The following is a 16,029-nucleotide window of genomic DNA, read 5'->3' as shown; positions in this document are numbered from 1 at the left end:
GGCCCCGCGTTTCCCTCGACTCCGCTGAAGGTCTCGGCCAGCGCACGTCTCGGGCTGATCTGGCGGCCTGCGTGGTGGATCACCTTGGCGACTCGCGGACTTTCGGCCGGGTGGTCGCGGTCTCGTCGTAGCGGGTAGCTTCGCTGGGTGTCCCACACGGTGCCTGCCGAGGTTCTGCACGTCTCGATCGTGGATCGGCTGTTCGCCCGTGCCGACGACAAACGGCCGTTGTTCACCCACCAAGACCACAGTCGCGGCGTCGAGCACACCTGGGCGTGGGCGGAATTCGCCGCCAAAGTCCGGATCGTGGCCGGGGAACTGCGCCGGGTCGCGGAACCGGGGGAGCGTGTCGCGATCCTCGCCGGACAGGAACTCGCTTATCCGCTGGCGTTCTTCGGCGCGCTCGCCGCCGGGATGGTCGCCGTTCCGCTGATGCTGCCTGGCAATCGCGCGCAGGCCGACCGGCTTTCCGGGGTCCTCGCCGATTCCGGCGCGCGAGTGTGGGCGACGTCGTCGGCTGTCGCGGCGAAGGTGCGCGAGTTCAGCGATCCCGGCGACCTCGTGGTGGTGGACGAGCTGTCCGGACCGGGCCTCGACCCGGTCCGCGTCGATCCGGAAAGCCCCGCCTACCTGCAGTACACGTCGGGGTCGACGCGCGAACCGGCGGGCGCGGTGATCCCGCACCGGGCGATCGTCGCGGCTTGCTGGCAGGCCAGCCAGGCCTACGCCTCGGACGAGCAGACGACCTGCGCCGGCTGGATCCCGTTCTTCCACGACATGGGCCTGATCCAGCTGCTGTGCCTGCCCGTTTACGTCGGCGGCCGGTCGGTGTTCATGTCGCCGGCGGAGTTCGTGCACCGGCCGCAGCGCTGGCTGCGCCAGCTCTCGGACTATCCGGCCGTCTTCACCGCGGCCCCGAATTTCGCCTACGACCTGGCCGCCGACGTCGGCGGCCAGGACGACCTGGACCTCTCGGACGTCCGGGTCGCGCTCAACGGCGCCGAGCCGGTTCGACCGCGCACAGTCGAGCGGTTTCACGAGGTGTTCGGTCCGCGCGGGTTCCGCGCCGAGGCGCATCGGCCGTCGTACGGGCTGGCCGAGGCCACGGTGTACGTCGCGAGCGCGGGCGAGGAAGGGCCGCGCGGCGCGGTGCTCGACCGGGAAGCCCTGGCCCAGGGCCGCGCCGTCGAAACGCCGGACGGCCAGCCGGTCATGTCGGTGGGCCAGCCAGTCGGGCAGCTCGTCCGGATCGTCCACGACGGACACGAACAGCCCGAGGGCGAGGTCGGCGAGATCTGGGTGCACGGCCCGAACGTCGCGTCCGGCTATTGGGGCCGCGGCGACGCGGAAGCGTTCGGCGGCGTCCTCGACGGGCTCCAGGGCTGGCTGCGCACCGGCGATCTGGGCGTGGTCCACCGCGGCGACCTCTACGTCACCGGCAGGCTCAAGGACCTGATCGTCGTCGACGGCCGCAACTTCCATCCGCAGGACCTGGAGGCGGCGGCGGGCGAGGCGCATCCGGCGATCCGGCGCGACCGGGTCGCCGCGTTCGGCGTCGCCGACGACCAGGGCGAGGGCGCGATGGTGGTCGTGGAATGGGCCCGCGGAGCGGAAGCCGAGGTCAAGGACGTGACCCGGGCGGTGCTGCGAGCGGTGTCGAGGGAGCACGATCTCACGCTCCGTGCGGTACACCTGGTCCCTTCTGGCGGACTTCCGCGCACTTCCAGCGGAAAGGTCGCCCGGTCCGCCGCCAAGGCGCGTTACGGTGGCGTGCGTGGGTGATCACTGCGCCGAGGTCACGAAGGTCGTCAGCGACACCTTCCGGCTCGACCCGGCCCTCGTCGTGCCCGACGCTCCGCTGGAGGAGCTCGGCATCGACTCGAAGGGCCGGATCCGGCTTCTCGCGGCGCTGGAGATCTACTACGACGTGTCGATCGATCTGGACGAGCTCGATCGGTTCACCGACGTGGAATCCGTGGCGGAAGTGCTCGCGGAGGCCCTGACAGCTTGCCGAGCCGAGGAGAAGCACTGAAATGAGCGGTGGGGGCGGGTACACCGCGACAACCGAAGCGTTGTCGACGGCGTCGAAGAAGATCGGCGACCTGGCGGAAAAGCTGCTGGACGACAATCCGGACCTGGAGAACTCCGAGCTGACCAAGGAGAAGTTCGGCCGGGCGCACCAGGCGCACTCCGACAAGTACCTTGAGGGAACCAAGCAGCTGTGGGGCGCGCTCTCCGGCTACAGCAAGGCTCTCGAATCGTTCGGCACGAACATCAGCACCGCCGGGTCTGCCTACGGCACGAACGAGGACAACCAGTCCGGCGCCATTAACAAGACCGGCAACGGCGTCGACGGGATCCTCTGATGGCGGACGAAAACAAGCCCAAGACGTGGCCGGATGTCAAGAAGCTGCTCGACAACTCGGCGGTGCCGCCGGAGCTGAAGGACGGCCTGCTCCGGGCGTGGGTCAACGAGCACCCGAATCCGGGCGGCGACGAGGGCCAGGACGTCGCGAAGTACATCAAGTCCTACGGGCGGACGTTCATCGCCATCCCGAAGAACCCGTTCGAGATGCCCGGCGGCGCTCCGAAGCTCGACGAGATCTACGAAGAGGCCCGGCAGAAGGGCCAGCAGAACAGCTACAACCAGGACGAGAAGAAGAAGGAAGTCGACAAGGGCAAGGGCGAGCTCGACAAGAAGCAGCCGCCCGCCCCCGGCGAGGGCAAGGACGCCGAGGCGACCGGCACGAAGACCTCCGACGAGCTCTTCGACCCCGCGGCGGCCGCGCTCCGGGTGTTCGAGACCTTCGGCGGGCTGCTTGAGAAGCTCCCCGACGACTGCAAGGGGAACACCCGCAAGCTCGACCTCGACAAGGACATCCGCGGTCCGTTCGACGAGCAGCGCGGGATCAGCTTCGAGGGTTTCATCAACGACGCCATGCACTTCAAGACCGGCTCGGAAACCGTGAAGTCGACGCTGACCGAGACCGGAACCGAACTGGGCACCCTGTTCGGGACCTGGACCGGGGCGGGAGCCGACGCGGCGTCGGACCGGTACAACGAGAGCATCCAGAAGAAGGCCGCGAAGCTGGGGGAGGACCTCAGCCACGCCAGCGAAGCGACGCTGCACACCACGAAGACGCTGTTCGACCTGTGCAAGGGCAAGGCCGACCAGGTCATCGCGCTGTACCGCGACCAGGTCGGCAAGGCCGACTACACGATGGCGCAGAAGGTCATCGCGGTCGCCAACGGCGAGCACGGCAGCGTCGACGACCTGGCCCAGATCGCCGGCTGGATGGACTACAACTTCGGCACCAACCTGGTCGACACCCTCAACGACCAGGGCTGCTGCAACGACGACGAGATCCAGAGCCACGGCAAGGACCTCGCCAAGCAGTGGATCATGAACCAGTTCAACCCCGACATGTGGGACACCATCTACAAGGGGTTCGAGAAGGCCTGCAAGGACGCCAAGGATCTCGTCGACAAGGCCTACGACACCCTTGACAAAGAGATGGGCAAGGTCAAGAACAAGTTCGAGGGCGCCAAGGACGGCGGGGCAGGCGGGACTGGCGGCTCGGGCGGTCCCGGTGGTCCCGGCGGCGGGGGGCAGGGGCCCGGCGGCGGCCCCGGCGGTGGCGGTCAGGGTTCTGGTGGCTACGGCGGTGGCCAGGGCGGTTCTGGCGACGGTCAGGGCGGCGGCTACGGCGGCGGTTCCGGTGGCGGTCCCGGCGGCGGGTCCGGCTCGGACACGCCGCAGGGCGACCACTCCGGCAGCGGCTCGGGCGGCGGCATCGGCGGGATCGGCGGCGGTACTGGCGGCGGCTCCGGCTCGGGCGGCGGTTCCGGCAGCGGCTCGGGCGGGGGCGGCGGCAAGGTGCCTGACCTCGACGTTCCGTCCGATTCACCGGGCGGCGGCCCCCTCGGCGGCGGCTCGGGTGACGGTTCCGGCGGCGGTTCCGGCGGCGGCGGTCCGGTGGACGGTCCACCGATCAAGACCGATCCCGGCGGTTCCGGTTCCGGCGGCTCTGGTTCCGGTTCGGGCGGTTCGTCCGGCTCGGGCGGTTCGGGTTCCGGCGGCGGACAGGACCAGCAGCAGTCCGAGGAAGCGGCCAAGCAGCAGGCCGAGCAAGAGGCCAAGCAGAAGGCGCAGGCCGAGGCCAAGCAAAAGGCCGAGGCCGCGATGGAGTCGCTGAAGAAGGACGCGCAGGGCAGCCACGGCGGCAGCCCCCTCGGCGGGCCCGGCGGCGGCGAACCCGGTTCGACCGGCGGCGACGGCAAGGGCCCCGACGGAAAGGGTCCGGACGGCAAGGGCCCCGACGACAAGGTTCCCGGCGACGACAAGAGCCCCGGCGACAAGGGCGGCGGCGGTTCCAGCGGCGGCGGTCCGGTCGACGGCCCGCCGATCAAGACCGACCCCGCGGACGGCGGTCCCGGCGGCGAAGACGGCAAGCCGGGTGAAGACAAGGACCACGACGGCAAGCCCGACGACGATGGCAAGGGTCACGACGGCAAGCCGGGCGAGGACAAGGACCACGACGGCAAGCCCGACGACGACGGCAAGGGCCACGACGGCAAGCCGGGCGAGGACAAGGACCACGACGGCAAGCCCGACGACGACGGTCGCGATGTCCTGAAGGTCAAGCAGGGCGACAAGACCTTCGAAATGTCCGAGCCGGACCACGACGGCAAGATGGACATCAAGATCGGCGAGGGTTCCGGGAACGCCAAGGACTTCAAACTCGACTGGTCCGACGACAAGTCCGCGCACGACGGCGGCGACGGCCAGCAGCACGACGCCCAGGTCCACCACCCCGGCCCGGACGGAAAGATCCACCTCCGCGACGGCGATACGAAGATCACCGCGGAGCGTCCGGACGGGCCCAACGGGCCGACCGTCGTCACGGTCGACGACGGCAAGGGCAACCCGACGACCTACACGCTCGGCGAGGAAGACAAGAAGCAGGGCGTCCACGAGATCGACCACGGTCCGGAGATGCCCGGCGACAGCACCGGCAGGCATCACGCGGGCGACGGTCCTGGCCAGCACGGAGACGACGGTCCCGGCAAGCACGCCGGCGACCACAAGGGACCCGACGGCAACGGGCACGGCGGCGCCTCGCCCAGCAGCAGCCACCCCGGGCATCCGATCGCGGGCGGGCCGGGTCCGGAGATGTCGCACAGCGGCGACCCGTTCGGCGGGCATCCGGCAGGCGATCCGGCGCATCCGGCCGGAGGCGGCCCCGGTCCGGGGGGCTCGGATTCGGACGCCCCGGGACACCCTGCGGGCGGTCCGGCCCAGCCGTTGCAGCACGGCGTCCCGAGCGGGGCTCCTGGTCATCCGATCGAGGGCGGTCCCGGTCCGGAGATGTCGCACAGCGGCGGTCCGGGCGTGCCCGCCGGCGCTCCGAGCGCTCCGCTGCACGGCGCGCCCATGGCCGGGGTCGACAGCACGCCGATGGTCGGCACCCAAACCGGCGGCGGGTTCTCGCAACCGGCGGGCGACCACGCAGGCGGTTCCGGCCAGCCGGGTCAGTCCGGTGGCTCCGGGATGCCCGGCATGGGCTCGATGGGCGGCGGGCATGGCGGCGGTGGCGGCGGCGGCGAAACCGAGCGGCGCGCGGCGTACCGCGTGGAGGGCGCGGTCTTCGACAATCTCGGCGAGCCCGCCAGCCGGATCACTGGTTCACTCGACGATGACGACGACGCGCCGATCATCCGGACCAGGTAGGAGGCACGCATGAGCGAAACCGCCGCGATGAAGGCCGAACTGGACGCGCTGGTCCGGGAGCAGGCCGACCGCAGGGCACTGCGCGAGCAGAAGGCCGAGGAGGTCAAGGCACAGTCCCAGGAGTACATGACCAAGCAGGTGCAGGCGGCCGAACGGTACGTCCAGCACCGGCGGGAGATGGGGAAGCGCAAGACCAAGTCCGGGTGGAGCACGGACCGGCCGAGCACCGAACCGCCCTCGGCGTTCGATTCCGACGAGTTCGGCAACGAGCCCGGCTCGGCGTCCCCGTTCGCGGTGACTCCGAATCAGCCCGCGCTGCGAACCGAGGCTCCGCGCCGTCCGGCGCGTCGCCCGCGTCCGGTTGAGGACGACGAGGACGACGACGCCTTCCTCAACAACCGTTGGCGCGACTGAGGATCTGAGCGGGGTGGGGGCTTTCCGGCCCCCTCCCCGCGGTCAGACCCGGACCAGCATTTTCCCGACGTTCGCTCCGCGCAGCATGCCGATGAACGCGTCCACGATGCTGGAAAACCCTTCGGTCACAGTCTCGTTCACGAGCACTCGCCCGCTGCGGACGTGCGGGATCAGGAATTCCTCGAACTCTTCGCGTGCGTCGAGGTGATTGCGCACCAGAAACCCTTCGATCCGAAGGCTTTTCCCGACCACCTCGAACAGGTTGTGCGGCGCGCTCGGCGGCGTGCGCAGGCTGTTGTACTGCGCGACTGAACCGCACCAGGCGACGCGACCGCGCTCGCGAAGGGCGTCGATGGCGGCGGCCAGGTGATCGCCGCCGACGTTGTCGAAGTACACGTCGATTCCGTCCGGAGCCGCTTTCGCGAGCAGATCGGTGACGGGACCGTCGTGGTAGTCGAAGGCGGCGTCGAAGCCGAGGTCGCGAGTCAGGTGCTCGACCTTCGCCGCTGACCCGGCGCTGCCCACGATCCGTCCCGCGCCGAGCAGCCGGGCGATCTGCCCGGCCGCACTGCCCACCGCACCGGCCGCCGCGGAGATGAACACGTCGTCACCGGGGCGGACCTGCGCGATCCGAGTGAGACCGGCGTACGCGGTGAGCCCGGTCCCGCCGAGAATGCCGAGGTAGGCGCTCAGCGGAACGCCGTCCGCGGGTGTGATCGCCCGGACGTCGGCGGCGGTGAGGACGGCGTGGGTAGCCCAGCCGTGCCGGTGGAACACCGTCGTGCCGACCGGCAGCGTCGGCTCCTTCGACTCGACCACCTCGCCGATCGTGCGGCCTTCCAGGCCCGCGCCCAGTTCCCAGCCGCCCCACTCCATGAACTCGCGCATGTACGGATCGACGGACAGGTAGCGGTTTTCGACCAGCGCCTGTCCGTCGGCGAGCTCCGGCAGCGGCTGGGTGACGAACTCGAAATCGGCGGCGCTCGGCGCGCCCTCGGGGCGGCGGACCTGGCGGACGGCGGTCAGGGACACGTGATCTCCTTCAATTGGCTCTGACCAGTAACTTAAGCGCGCCGAAGCCGCCCGGGCAGACCTCCGGATCGATGGACCGGGCTAATCCATGAATCTCGCTCATGGTTGCGGCTAGGCTGGCCGCATGGATGCTGTCGACCTCACGCCGGGCGAGCTGCGCCTGCTGCTCGCGGTAGAGCGCACCGGCAGCTTCACCGCCGCTGCCGCCGAGCTGAGCCTGACTCAGTCCGCGGTCTCGCACGCAGTCCGGACCTGCGAACGCAAGGTCGGCACCATCCTCTTCGACCGCGGCCGAACCGGTGCTCGCCCGACCGCCGCCGGTGCCCGCGCACTCGTGCACGCCCGGTTGATTCTGCGCCAGCTCGACGTTCTCCGCGCTGAAGCCCGGGGCGCGGCAGCCGGGACCCTCACCGGCCCGCTGCGGATCGCCGCTTTCCGCAGCGCCGCCGCGCATCTCCTGCCCGCCGCGCTGGAACGCTTGACCGCCAAGCATTCCGGCCTGCACCCGCAGGTGCTGGTCGTCCCCGAACTGGGCCGCGGCACCGCGGGCGAGGTCGCCGACGGACGCGCGGATGTCGCCATCGCGACGCTCGGCGAGGACGAAACCCCGCCCGCCGGATTGGTCGCCGGAGAACTGTTCCGGGAACCGTACTTCCTGGTGAACCCGGACGGTCAGGCCGATCCGCGCGGTCTCCCGCTGCTCGACTGGCCGGAAAACTGCTCCTCCTACACCCGGTCCTGGTGGGCCCGGCAGAACTGGTTGCCGTCGGCGAAGATGGAGGTCGCCGACGACGGAGTGGTCCTTTCCATGGTGGCGCAAGGGATCGGCATGGCGATCTTGCCGAAGCTGACCCTCGCGGCCGTCCCGCCGGGAGCCGCGGTCACGCCGATCGCCGACCCGCCCACCCGGCGAATCGGGTACGTCGCCACCTACGCTGGCGCGCAATCCCTTGCGGTGCGCGAATTAGTACGGGAATTGAGGGCGGTGGCCGAGGCGGAATTCCTCGGCGCGGCTTGATCTCTGACAAAGACCGTCGTTCCCGGGAATGTGACATCTTCCGCGCGCGCGGACGGAGGTTGTGCCTCCCCGTGCAGCGGCAAGACTGGAGACAAGCGTTCCGCGGCGATGACCCGCAGTTTGTCATCGGTCGAGCCTGCCCGGCCAGGCGGGAGCGAAGGAGGACGGATGAGATTCGACGAAAAGGCACCCGCTGCCCGCGCAGGCTGTGCTCAACCAGGCCGACCACGGGAGAAATCCGGACAACGGCACGGTCGCGCCGATCGTCGACGGGTCAATGCTGCCGATGTCACCCGCCGAAGCTTTCGCCACCGGGCGCGTCAATCACGTAACCTTGATGCACGGCGTCGATCGCGACGAAACTCAGCTGCCGTTCGCTGAAGCCGCGACACATCGGTTTCGCGCGCACCGGAAACTCCACTGTGGACGGTGCGCCGCAGCATGATCCGTACACAAAGGACAGTCCAGCGGTCATGGCGCTCAACGCTGCTGGAGACGGCCAGCTCCCGACGGAGATCCCGCGTCAGCACCACTGCGCGGAACTCCGGGAACCGTTGACTCTCTTCGCCGGCCACCGGTAGGGCTTGCCCGCGGGTGCGCCGATTCGTTCGGTGCACCCGGGTTCGACAAATCAGCTGACCGCGCAGTCGCGACATCGTTTTCCCGCAACGGTTTCCGAACTCTGCTGAGAAGACGGGATCTTCAACGCCACCGGCCGGCACGCCCGCGCGCTCGACCGGGCGCAGCGAACCGTCGACTCCAGTTTCGGCGTGCTGATGGTGGATCTCGACCGCTTCAAGCGGATCAACGACCAGCACGGGCATCTCAGCGGCGATGCCGTCTCGCGCACCGCGCCGTCGCCACCGCAGTGTGCGGCTACGACTCGGTCGGCCGGTTCGGCGGCGAGGAGTTCGTGGTTTGCTGCCCGACATCCACGAATCCGCCACCCGCGTTGTCGCCGAACGCGTTCGCGAAGCCATCGCCCGGCTCGTCGTGGAAGTGCCTGCGACGAAGACCATCGACGGGCTCTCCGGCTCGATCGGCCTCGCGACCTGTCCCGAGGCCGGATCCGCCATCGATCGCCTGGTCCACGCGACCGACCAGGTGCTCTGCAACGCGAAGAACACCGGCAGCGACAAGGTCGTCAGCAGCGCCGATCGCGCCTGACCGGTATTGCCCCGGGCGTGTAAATGACATACGGTTCCGACACTGACACGTGATTCCGCAGAGGTGGTCGATGACCAAACGCGCACTGGTGCTCGGTTGTGGCGGCACGCTCGGCTTCGCCTGGACCGCCGCTGCCCTCGCCGCGGTCGAGGACCAGCTGGGCTGGGACGCGCGCGAAGCTGACGTACTGGTCGGCACCTCGGCGGGTGCGGAGATGGCGGCGTTCCTCGGTTCCGGCATCGGGGTCGGCGAGATCATGGCCGGGTTGCGAGGGGAACCCGCCGACGACCGCGTCGTGCGCCATCTCGCTCAGCATCCGGGCAAGCTGCCGCCGTTGCCGACACCGGTTTGGCCTGGTCTCGGCCTCACCGCCGGGGCAGTGCGCGGCCGGGTGGACCTGCTGGCCGGGCTGGCCGGAACGTTGCCGAGGGGACGTGGCGACGCTGGATGGCTGCGCGGTCTCGGCACCGCGCTGGCCACTGCCGAAGGCTGGGTCGACCACCCGCGGACCTGGCTCGTCGGAGCCGATCTCCGCACCGGGGAGCGGGTCGCGTTCGGGAATTCGCAGCGTACCCAGCTCGGTACCGCGATTGCCGCGTCCTGGGCCATTCCGGGATGGTTCCCGCCGGTCGGCGTCAACGGCCGCGAGTACGTCGACGGCGGCACCGTCTCGCCGACGTCCGCCGATCTCGTCATCCCGGCCGGGGTCGAGGAGGCCGTGCTCATTCCGCCGATGTCCACCTCCGGCGGCGCGCCCGGCCGCGGCTTCGCCCGCGTCGAACGACTCGCCCGGCGCGCGATGACCCGGCGCGTCGACGCGGAGGTCAAGCAACTCCGCGCTGCTGGAATCCGCGTGCTTCGGATCGAACCCGGCCAGGCCGAACTGGACGTCATGGGCCCGAATTTCATGGATCTGCGCCGCCGCTCCGACGTGCTCCGCGCCTGCCGCACCCTGACCCCGCCGCGCGTGCGCGCCGCCATCGAACAAGGAGCGACCCGATGACCTACCCCAGAATCGACCTCGACGGCGCGTCCGTCGCGATCACCGGCGGAGGCGCCGGGATCGGCCGCGCGGTCGCCAAGCTGTTCGCGAGCAAGGGCGCGCACGTCGCGATCGGCGACCTCAACCAGGCGGCCGCCGAGGAAGCCGCCGCGCTGGTCGGCGGCACCGCCCACCACCTCGATGTCGCCGACCGCGACTCGTTCGCGTCCTTCGTGGCCGCGACCGAGAAGGCCCACGGACCGTTGCACGTGCTGGTGAACAACGCGGGCCTCATGCCGAACGGCGGATTTCTCGAACTCGCCGACGCCACCGACCGGCTGCAGATCGACGTCAACCTCGGCGGTGTCCTCAGCGGAATGAAACTGGTGCTGCCCGGCATGGTCGAACGCGGTTTCGGCCACGTCGTCAACGTCGCCTCGCTGGCAGGCAAGTTCCCGGTCAAGGGACTGGCTGTCTACAACGCGACCAAATTCGCGGTGGTGGGGCTGACGGCCGCGACCCGCTTGGAGTTCGCGGACGCGGGCGTCAGCCTCACCGCTGTGCTGCCCTCGGCGGTCGACACCGCCCTCGCCTCCGGCCTTGACCTGCGGCCGATTCCTAAGGTGCAGCCGGAAGACGTCGCAAGGGCGGTCGTCGATTCGGTGCACAACCGCCGCGCCGAAATCGCCGTGCCCGGCTACGTCGGCCTGCTCGCCACGGCAGCGAGGGTCACCCCGGAACCGGTTCTCAACCGCATCCGGCGGCTGGTCCGAGACGACCGCGCGCTGCACTCAGACCGCCCGGAACGCTCTGAATATCGCGCGAATCTAGAGGCGCAGCAAGGAACTCGGCGGTAGCCAGGCGCAGCCAAGCCTCGGTGAACAAGCCGTCCGCGGCGAGCAAATGCGCGCCGTATTTGCGGGCAAGTTCGCGCACCACTTGGATTTTCGGGTCCAGATCGACGCGCCACTTCTGTCGGCGGGAATGACGTAACCGTCCGGGTCACAGAAATGCCAGCCGACGTCGTTGATGCCGACGAGGATCGGCACCACGTCCGGGCGCGCATCCAGAACATCGTTCTGCCAACGGGATTCGAGGTCCATCACCTTGTTGTCCGCGATCGCGGAATTCAGCCAGGTCACCGGCCGTTCCGGATAACGGAGTCCCCATTCGCCGGGATCCGCAGCGGGTAACCGAATCCGAGACCGTCCTCGCTCTCGTTCCGCTGTGCGTCGGTGATCGAATCGCCGGTGAACAGCACAAGTGCTGCCCGGGCGGAGAGTGATAGTCATGTCTGCTCCTAGTTTTCGGCGAACCACTGAGTTTTGGCTTGAGTGAACGAGTCCTGGAAAAAGTCGCGGTCGCCCGCCCAGGCGACGATGCCGTCCGGCCGGACAAGCACGGCACCCAATCCGAGGTCTTCTTTCGCCGTACCCGGCCGCGTAACGCAACTGGCCCGTTGCCTCGCGCAGCCGCTAGCGCTGAAGTCGAGGACGACGCCATGACCGTCCTGCATCAGATCGCCGCGATTTCCTTTTGCCAGCTGGAAATCGGGGGCGTAACGGCCGATCAGCGGATGCTCGCCGCCGAGGTCATAGCGGAGCGACGCGCCGGACATCTTCCCGTACACATGGGTCGTTCCGTCTCGGGTGCTGAGCAGATCGCGAAGGACGCCCTGCACCGGCTGGCCGTGCGCGTCCGGCCGCACCGCCGCGAGCTTCCACCCGAGGTTCAAGGCGTCGCTGATGCCGGTATTGAGTCTCTGGCCGCCCAGCGGGGAGTGGATGTGCGCGGCGTCGCCGGCGAGCAGCACGCGACCGCGCCGATACGTCGTGGTCTGCATCGCGCGATCGGTGAACGTCGAGACGAGCCGGACGCCGGTCAGCGTGACGTCGGTGCCGGACACCCGGCGCAGCACGGTCTGAAGGTGCTCGATGCTTGGCTGCTGCGTGCGGTCGAACGCGCCGTGGTCGATGGTGTAGCCGGTGAACTGCGGTTCGGTGCCGGCGAACTCGAAACCCGCCAGCCCGCGCACAACACTGCGCCCGCTGTCTTCGTGCTGCTCAAGATCGGTAACCTCGACCCCGCGCCGGATTTCGACCCCGAGCCTGGCAGCCTGCTCGGATAGCACCGCCTCGATCGCGTCGAGGTTGGTCATCATGCCGCCGGGCAGTGAACTGGGCGGCCGGTACGGCAGCGCGTCGACGTCGACCTTGGCCGGGTCGAGGATGTCCGGTGCCGCCATCAGCGGAGGCAGCATCCCGCGGCGGTGGAACGCCTCGATCGACGTGGCCGACAGACCGCGCATCCCGAGCGGTGCCGTCCGCCACTGGGAACCGGGCTCAGGCTCCCGTTCGAGCACCAGGACCGAACTGCCCGCGAGACCAAGCTCGCAGGCCAGGAACAGACCGACCGGTCCGGCTCCCGCTATTACTGCGTCATGCATGGCAAGCCCCCGGTGTTCTCGTTCGCTGTGACCACCTTGGCGACGGCCCGCACACGGCGCTCATGCGGGGGCGCATGGCGCTGACACCGGTGTTCGCGCGAAGATCGTCGAATGGACGGGAGCGCGCGGCTTCGAGTCACGCTGCTCGGGGCCTTCCAGGTGACGCGGGGTGCTGAGGCGCTCGCGGTGCCCGGTGCCCGGTTGCGGGGACTGGTCGCGCGGCTGGCGCTGGCCGGCGGACGGCCGGTCGAGCAGAGCGTCTTGGTCGACGCGATCTGGGGCCCGGACCTGCCCGCTGACCCAGCGCACGCCCTGCAAGCCCTGGTCTCCCGGCTGCGCCGAGCGCTTGGTTCGCCCAGCGACGTCACGCAGGTCGCAGGCGGTTACCGGCTGACCGTCGACGCTGCCGACGTGGACGCGCTGCGGTTCGAACAACTCGCCACGGCGGCTTCGCTGGACGACGCCGTGACGCTGTGGGGCGACCGTCCCGGCGTCGAACCCCCAGTCGTCGCCGCGGTCGATCCTGCCGCCGCGACCCGGTTGGCCCGCCTGTCGATCGAAGCCGTCATCGACCTCGCCAAAGCCGAGCTTTCCCAGGGCCGTCCCGACTCGGCAACTGCCCGCCTGACCGCCCTGCTCGCCGAGCACCCCGTCCACGAACGCGCCGCCGCAGTGCTTATGGACGCCCTCGCCACGCAGGGTCGTCAGGCGGAAGCTTTGGCCCAGTACGAACAAATCCGCGAAGCGCTCGCGGACGACCTCGGCGCCGACCCGGGCACCGCGCTGCGCGAACGCCACCTGAACCTGCTGCGCGCCGAACCGGCCAAGGAGACCGAACCGGCCACCTTGCCCGCGCCGCTGACCAGTTTCGTCGGCCGCACCGACGACCTGGCTCGGATCGACACCCTGCTCGGCGCCGGCCGGATGGTCACCGTGCTCGGCCCCGGCGGTGCCGGCAAGACGCGGATCGCCCTGGAGGCGGCCCGCCGACGGGAATACCGCGACGGCCGCTGGCTGGTCGACCTCTCGTCGGTCACCGAACCGGCCAAGGTCGCCGCCGCGGCGCTGGCCGCGATCGGACTGCGCGGCACCGCACTGTTCGAGGCTTCGGCCAAACCCGTCGACGACCTGGACGTGCTGGCAGATCAGCTGAGCGGCAAGGAAACCCTGCTGGTGGTGGACAACTGCGAGCACCTGATCGACGCTGTGGCCCACCTCCTTTCCGCATTGCTGCCTCGCTGCGCCGGACTGCGGGTCCTGGCCACCAGCCGCGAACCGCTGGCGATCGACGGCGAGGCGCTGGTCCCGCTCGGCCCGCTTCCGCTGCCCGAACCGGACGCGGACGTCGAGCAGGCCCGTGACACCGCGTCCGTGCGGTTGTTCACCGAGCGCGCGGCCGCGGTGCGCCCCGGCTTCACGGTCGACGAGCGCAATCTCGACGACGTGCTGCGAATCGTCCGCGGCCTGGACGGCATGCCATTAGCGCTGGAACTGGCCGCGGCCCGCCTGCGGACGCTTTCCTTGGCAGACCTGGCTTCCGGCCTGTCTGACCGCTTCCGGCTCCTCGCCACCGGCAGCCGCACGGCTTTCCCCAGGCACCGCACGCTGCGCGCGGTGATCGCCTGGAGCTGGGACCTGCTCAGCGAGGACGCGCGGACGGTCGCGGAACGGATCTCGGTCCTGCCCGGCGGCGTCACCCCCGCCTCGGCCGCCGCGGTCTGCGCCCTCCCGGTCGAACAAGCCCGGGAACTGCTCGCCGACCTCGTCGACCGTTCGCTGCTCCAACTCGTCCCCGGCCGGTACCGGATGTTGGAGACCATCCGCGAGTACGGGCTCGAATGCCTTGCCGAACAAGGCATTCTGCCCACCGTGCGCAACCTGAGCGCCGAGTACTTCGCCGAACTGGCCGCGGTCAACGACCCGCTTCTGCGCGGCCCCGGGCAACTCGACGCGCTTCAGTCGCTGACCGCCGAGTACGACAACGTGCTGGCCGCCCTGCGCCACCTCTGCGATACCTCGGACGCCGGGCTCGCTCTCGCGCTCGATCTGACCTGGTATTGGCACATGCTGGGCCGACACGCCGACGCGTCATACTGGCTCGGCCAAGTGACTGCCCAGCCTGGCATGCACCACGACGTCGCCGCCGGAGCGCTGCTGCTGGACGCTGACGGCCCGGCCGACGAGGTGGTCACCCGCCTGCTGAACTACCCGGAGTTGCCGCCCTTCGGCGTACTGACCGCCGCCGGGCTGGCCGCCCGCGCCGGAATCGACGCGTCGCCGCTCATCCAGCGGCTAGCCGACGGCCCGGACCGATGGCTGGCCGGATTGGCCCGGATAACCCGTGCCGAACTAGCCGAGAACGACGGCCATTTAGCTGAGGTCGGCGAAGACGTCGCCGTCGCACTGGACTGCTTCGCCGAGGCGGGAGACAGCTGGGGCCTCGCGATGGCCCTGCCGATGCGTGCCCTGCTGCGGCAATACGACGGCGACCTGGCCGGTGCGCTGGCCGACCTGACCGAGGCCAAACGGCTGGCCCAGGAGTTCGGATCGCTCAATCACAGCGATGAGACGTTCATCGACCTGCGCCTGATCGACCTGCACGTCCGGCTGGGCGAAACCGACCAGGCCGCGGCGATGATCGCGGTAACCCGGGACCGCACGTTGCGCTCGACCATGCCCGAGACCGTGGTGCTGCTCTACGCGCGAGAGGCCAGCTTCCGCCTGCGAACCGGTGACCTGACCAGGGCCGGCGAGCTGATCGAGGCGGCCGAGGCCGGGTTGTCGGCCGAACTCCCGTTCGGCGACGACCACGGACAGGCGCTGGTGAGCGCGGTACGAGCCGAACTCTGCCTGGAACTCGGCGACGGCCCCGGTGCCGAGGCAGCGCTGGATCGGGCGTACCCGGCCGCGGTCGACAGCAAGGACCTGCCGATCGTGGCCACCGTCGCGGTGACGGTCGCCGGCCTGGCCGAGCTGTACAGCCGATACCTGGACGGAGCGGAAATCCTCGGCGCGGCGGCCCGGCTGCGCGGTGCCCACGACCGGACGGACCTACAAGTCCGCACGCTGAGCAGCCGTGGCCGGCTGGCCCTCGGCGAGGAACGCTTCGCGGCGGCGTACGAGATCGGCTGGCAGCTGCCCGCGCCGGCCGCAGTGGCCCGTACCGATCCGGCTCGGCTGCGCCGGAGGTCGCCTGGAACCTGACGGCGTGCTCAGCCGACAGCGGCGGGACCGAGTAA

At 69.9% G+C, this 16,029-nt stretch carries 13 protein-coding genes; 10 read left to right on the top strand and 3 right to left on the bottom strand.

Translation table 11 applies throughout. From position 1 onward, the window contains the following. The first annotated feature begins 147 nt into the window (after window positions 1–147). Genes BM362_RS02615 through BM362_RS02595 form a run of 5 tightly spaced genes read left to right on the top strand, consistent with a single transcriptional unit; the run spans window position 148 to window position 6,145 of the window. Complete coding sequence (locus BM362_RS02615) at window positions 148–1,782, top strand: fatty acyl-AMP ligase (protein ID WP_093572100.1); 1,635 nt, start codon at window positions 148–150, stop codon at window positions 1,780–1,782. Continuing rightward, window positions 1,775–2,032, top strand: coding sequence for an acyl carrier protein (locus tag BM362_RS02610; protein WP_067584101.1), 258 nt, complete (start codon window positions 1,775–1,777; stop codon window positions 2,030–2,032). The genes BM362_RS02615 and BM362_RS02610 overlap by 8 nt, the downstream gene beginning before the upstream one ends. 1 nt (window position 2,033) lies before the next feature. After that, window positions 2,034–2,366, top strand: a complete 333-nt coding sequence (locus BM362_RS02605) for a hypothetical protein (RefSeq protein ID WP_067583998.1) — start codon at window positions 2,034–2,036, stop codon at window positions 2,364–2,366. After that, entirely contained in the window at window positions 2,366–5,731 is a 3,366-nt protein-coding gene (locus tag BM362_RS47235; protein ID WP_093572098.1) for a WXG100 family type VII secretion target, read from the top strand. The genes BM362_RS02605 and BM362_RS47235 overlap by 1 nt, the downstream gene beginning before the upstream one ends. 9 nt (window positions 5,732–5,740) lie before the next feature. Then, complete coding sequence (locus tag BM362_RS02595) at window positions 5,741–6,145, top strand: hypothetical protein (RefSeq protein ID WP_067584002.1); 405 nt, start codon at window positions 5,741–5,743, stop codon at window positions 6,143–6,145. A gap of 42 nt (window positions 6,146–6,187) precedes the next feature. Here the strand turns inward: BM362_RS02595 and BM362_RS02590 are convergent, their stop codons facing one another. Beyond that, a complete protein-coding gene (locus BM362_RS02590; RefSeq protein WP_067584005.1) occupies window positions 6,188–7,177 on the bottom strand; it encodes an NADP-dependent oxidoreductase in 990 nt (329 codons plus the stop codon). A gap of 124 nt (window positions 7,178–7,301) precedes the next feature. Between BM362_RS02590 and BM362_RS02585 the strand changes: the two genes are divergently transcribed. The 4 genes from BM362_RS02585 (at window position 7,302) to BM362_RS02560 (ending at window position 11,201) form a co-directional block, all read left to right on the top strand. Beyond that, window positions 7,302–8,195, top strand: coding sequence for a LysR family transcriptional regulator (locus BM362_RS02585; RefSeq protein ID WP_093572097.1), 894 nt, complete (start codon window positions 7,302–7,304; stop codon window positions 8,193–8,195). A 918-nt stretch (window positions 8,196–9,113) separates the two neighbouring features. Next, complete coding sequence (locus BM362_RS49840) at window positions 9,114–9,362, top strand: diguanylate cyclase domain-containing protein (RefSeq protein ID WP_067584011.1); 249 nt, start codon at window positions 9,114–9,116, stop codon at window positions 9,360–9,362. A 70-nt stretch (window positions 9,363–9,432) separates the two neighbouring features. Further along, complete coding sequence (locus tag BM362_RS02565) at window positions 9,433–10,365, top strand: patatin-like phospholipase family protein (RefSeq protein WP_067584014.1); 933 nt, start codon at window positions 9,433–9,435, stop codon at window positions 10,363–10,365. Beyond that, window positions 10,362–11,201, top strand: a complete 840-nt coding sequence (locus tag BM362_RS02560) for an SDR family NAD(P)-dependent oxidoreductase (RefSeq protein ID WP_093572095.1) — start codon at window positions 10,362–10,364, stop codon at window positions 11,199–11,201. Before BM362_RS02565 ends, BM362_RS02560 begins: the two co-directional genes overlap by 4 nt. Here BM362_RS02560 and BM362_RS48095 read toward each other — a convergent pair. Both BM362_RS48095 and BM362_RS02550 read right to left on the bottom strand, forming a co-directional pair. Beyond that, window positions 11,172–11,486, bottom strand: coding sequence for an SGNH/GDSL hydrolase family protein (locus tag BM362_RS48095; RefSeq protein WP_208865093.1), 315 nt, complete (start codon window positions 11,484–11,486; stop codon window positions 11,172–11,174). The two genes, BM362_RS02560 and BM362_RS48095, sit on opposite strands and share 30 nt — an antisense overlap. A gap of 158 nt (window positions 11,487–11,644) precedes the next feature. Beyond that, window positions 11,645–12,790, bottom strand: coding sequence for an FAD-dependent monooxygenase (locus BM362_RS02550; protein ID WP_093572094.1), 1,146 nt, complete (start codon window positions 12,788–12,790; stop codon window positions 11,645–11,647). 111 nt (window positions 12,791–12,901) lie between these two features. Here BM362_RS02550 and BM362_RS02545 point away from each other — a divergent pair, with 111 nt between their 5' ends. Beyond that, the gene (locus tag BM362_RS02545; protein WP_093572093.1) at window positions 12,902–15,994 is read left to right on the top strand and encodes an AfsR/SARP family transcriptional regulator; all 3,093 of its coding nucleotides are present in this window, start codon (window positions 12,902–12,904) and stop codon (window positions 15,992–15,994) included. The last annotated feature ends 35 nt before the right edge of the window (window positions 15,995–16,029 follow it).

It is taken from the genome of Amycolatopsis rubida (assembly GCF_900115345.1).
GTDB classification, from domain to species: Bacteria; Actinomycetota; Actinomycetes; order Mycobacteriales; family Pseudonocardiaceae; genus Amycolatopsis; species Amycolatopsis rubida.
Note: the sequence above shows the minus strand (reverse complement) of the source record. Positions and strands in the feature narration are given on the sequence as shown.

What these genes read in the sequence shown, in the direction of transcription:
- BM362_RS02605 (WP_067583998.1), top strand. Translation starts at nt 2,034, where the DNA reads ATGAGCGGTGGGGGCGGGTACACCGCGACAACCGAAGCGTTGTCGACG.
- BM362_RS47235 (WP_093572098.1), top strand. Translation starts at nt 2,366, where the DNA reads ATGGCGGACGAAAACAAGCCCAAGACGTGGCCGGATGTCAAGAAGCTG.
- BM362_RS02595 (WP_067584002.1), top strand. Translation starts at nt 5,741, where the DNA reads ATGAGCGAAACCGCCGCGATGAAGGCCGAACTGGACGCGCTGGTCCGG.
- BM362_RS02585 (WP_093572097.1), top strand. Translation starts at nt 7,302, where the DNA reads ATGGATGCTGTCGACCTCACGCCGGGCGAGCTGCGCCTGCTGCTCGCG.
- BM362_RS02565 (WP_067584014.1), top strand. Translation starts at nt 9,433, where the DNA reads ATGACCAAACGCGCACTGGTGCTCGGTTGTGGCGGCACGCTCGGCTTC.
- BM362_RS02560 (WP_093572095.1), top strand. Translation starts at nt 10,362, where the DNA reads ATGACCTACCCCAGAATCGACCTCGACGGCGCGTCCGTCGCGATCACC.
- BM362_RS02550 (WP_093572094.1), bottom strand. Translation starts at nt 12,790, where the DNA reads ATGCATGACGCAGTAATAGCGGGAGCCGGACCGGTCGGTCTGTTCCTG.
- BM362_RS02545 (WP_093572093.1), top strand. Translation starts at nt 12,902, where the DNA reads ATGGACGGGAGCGCGCGGCTTCGAGTCACGCTGCTCGGGGCCTTCCAG.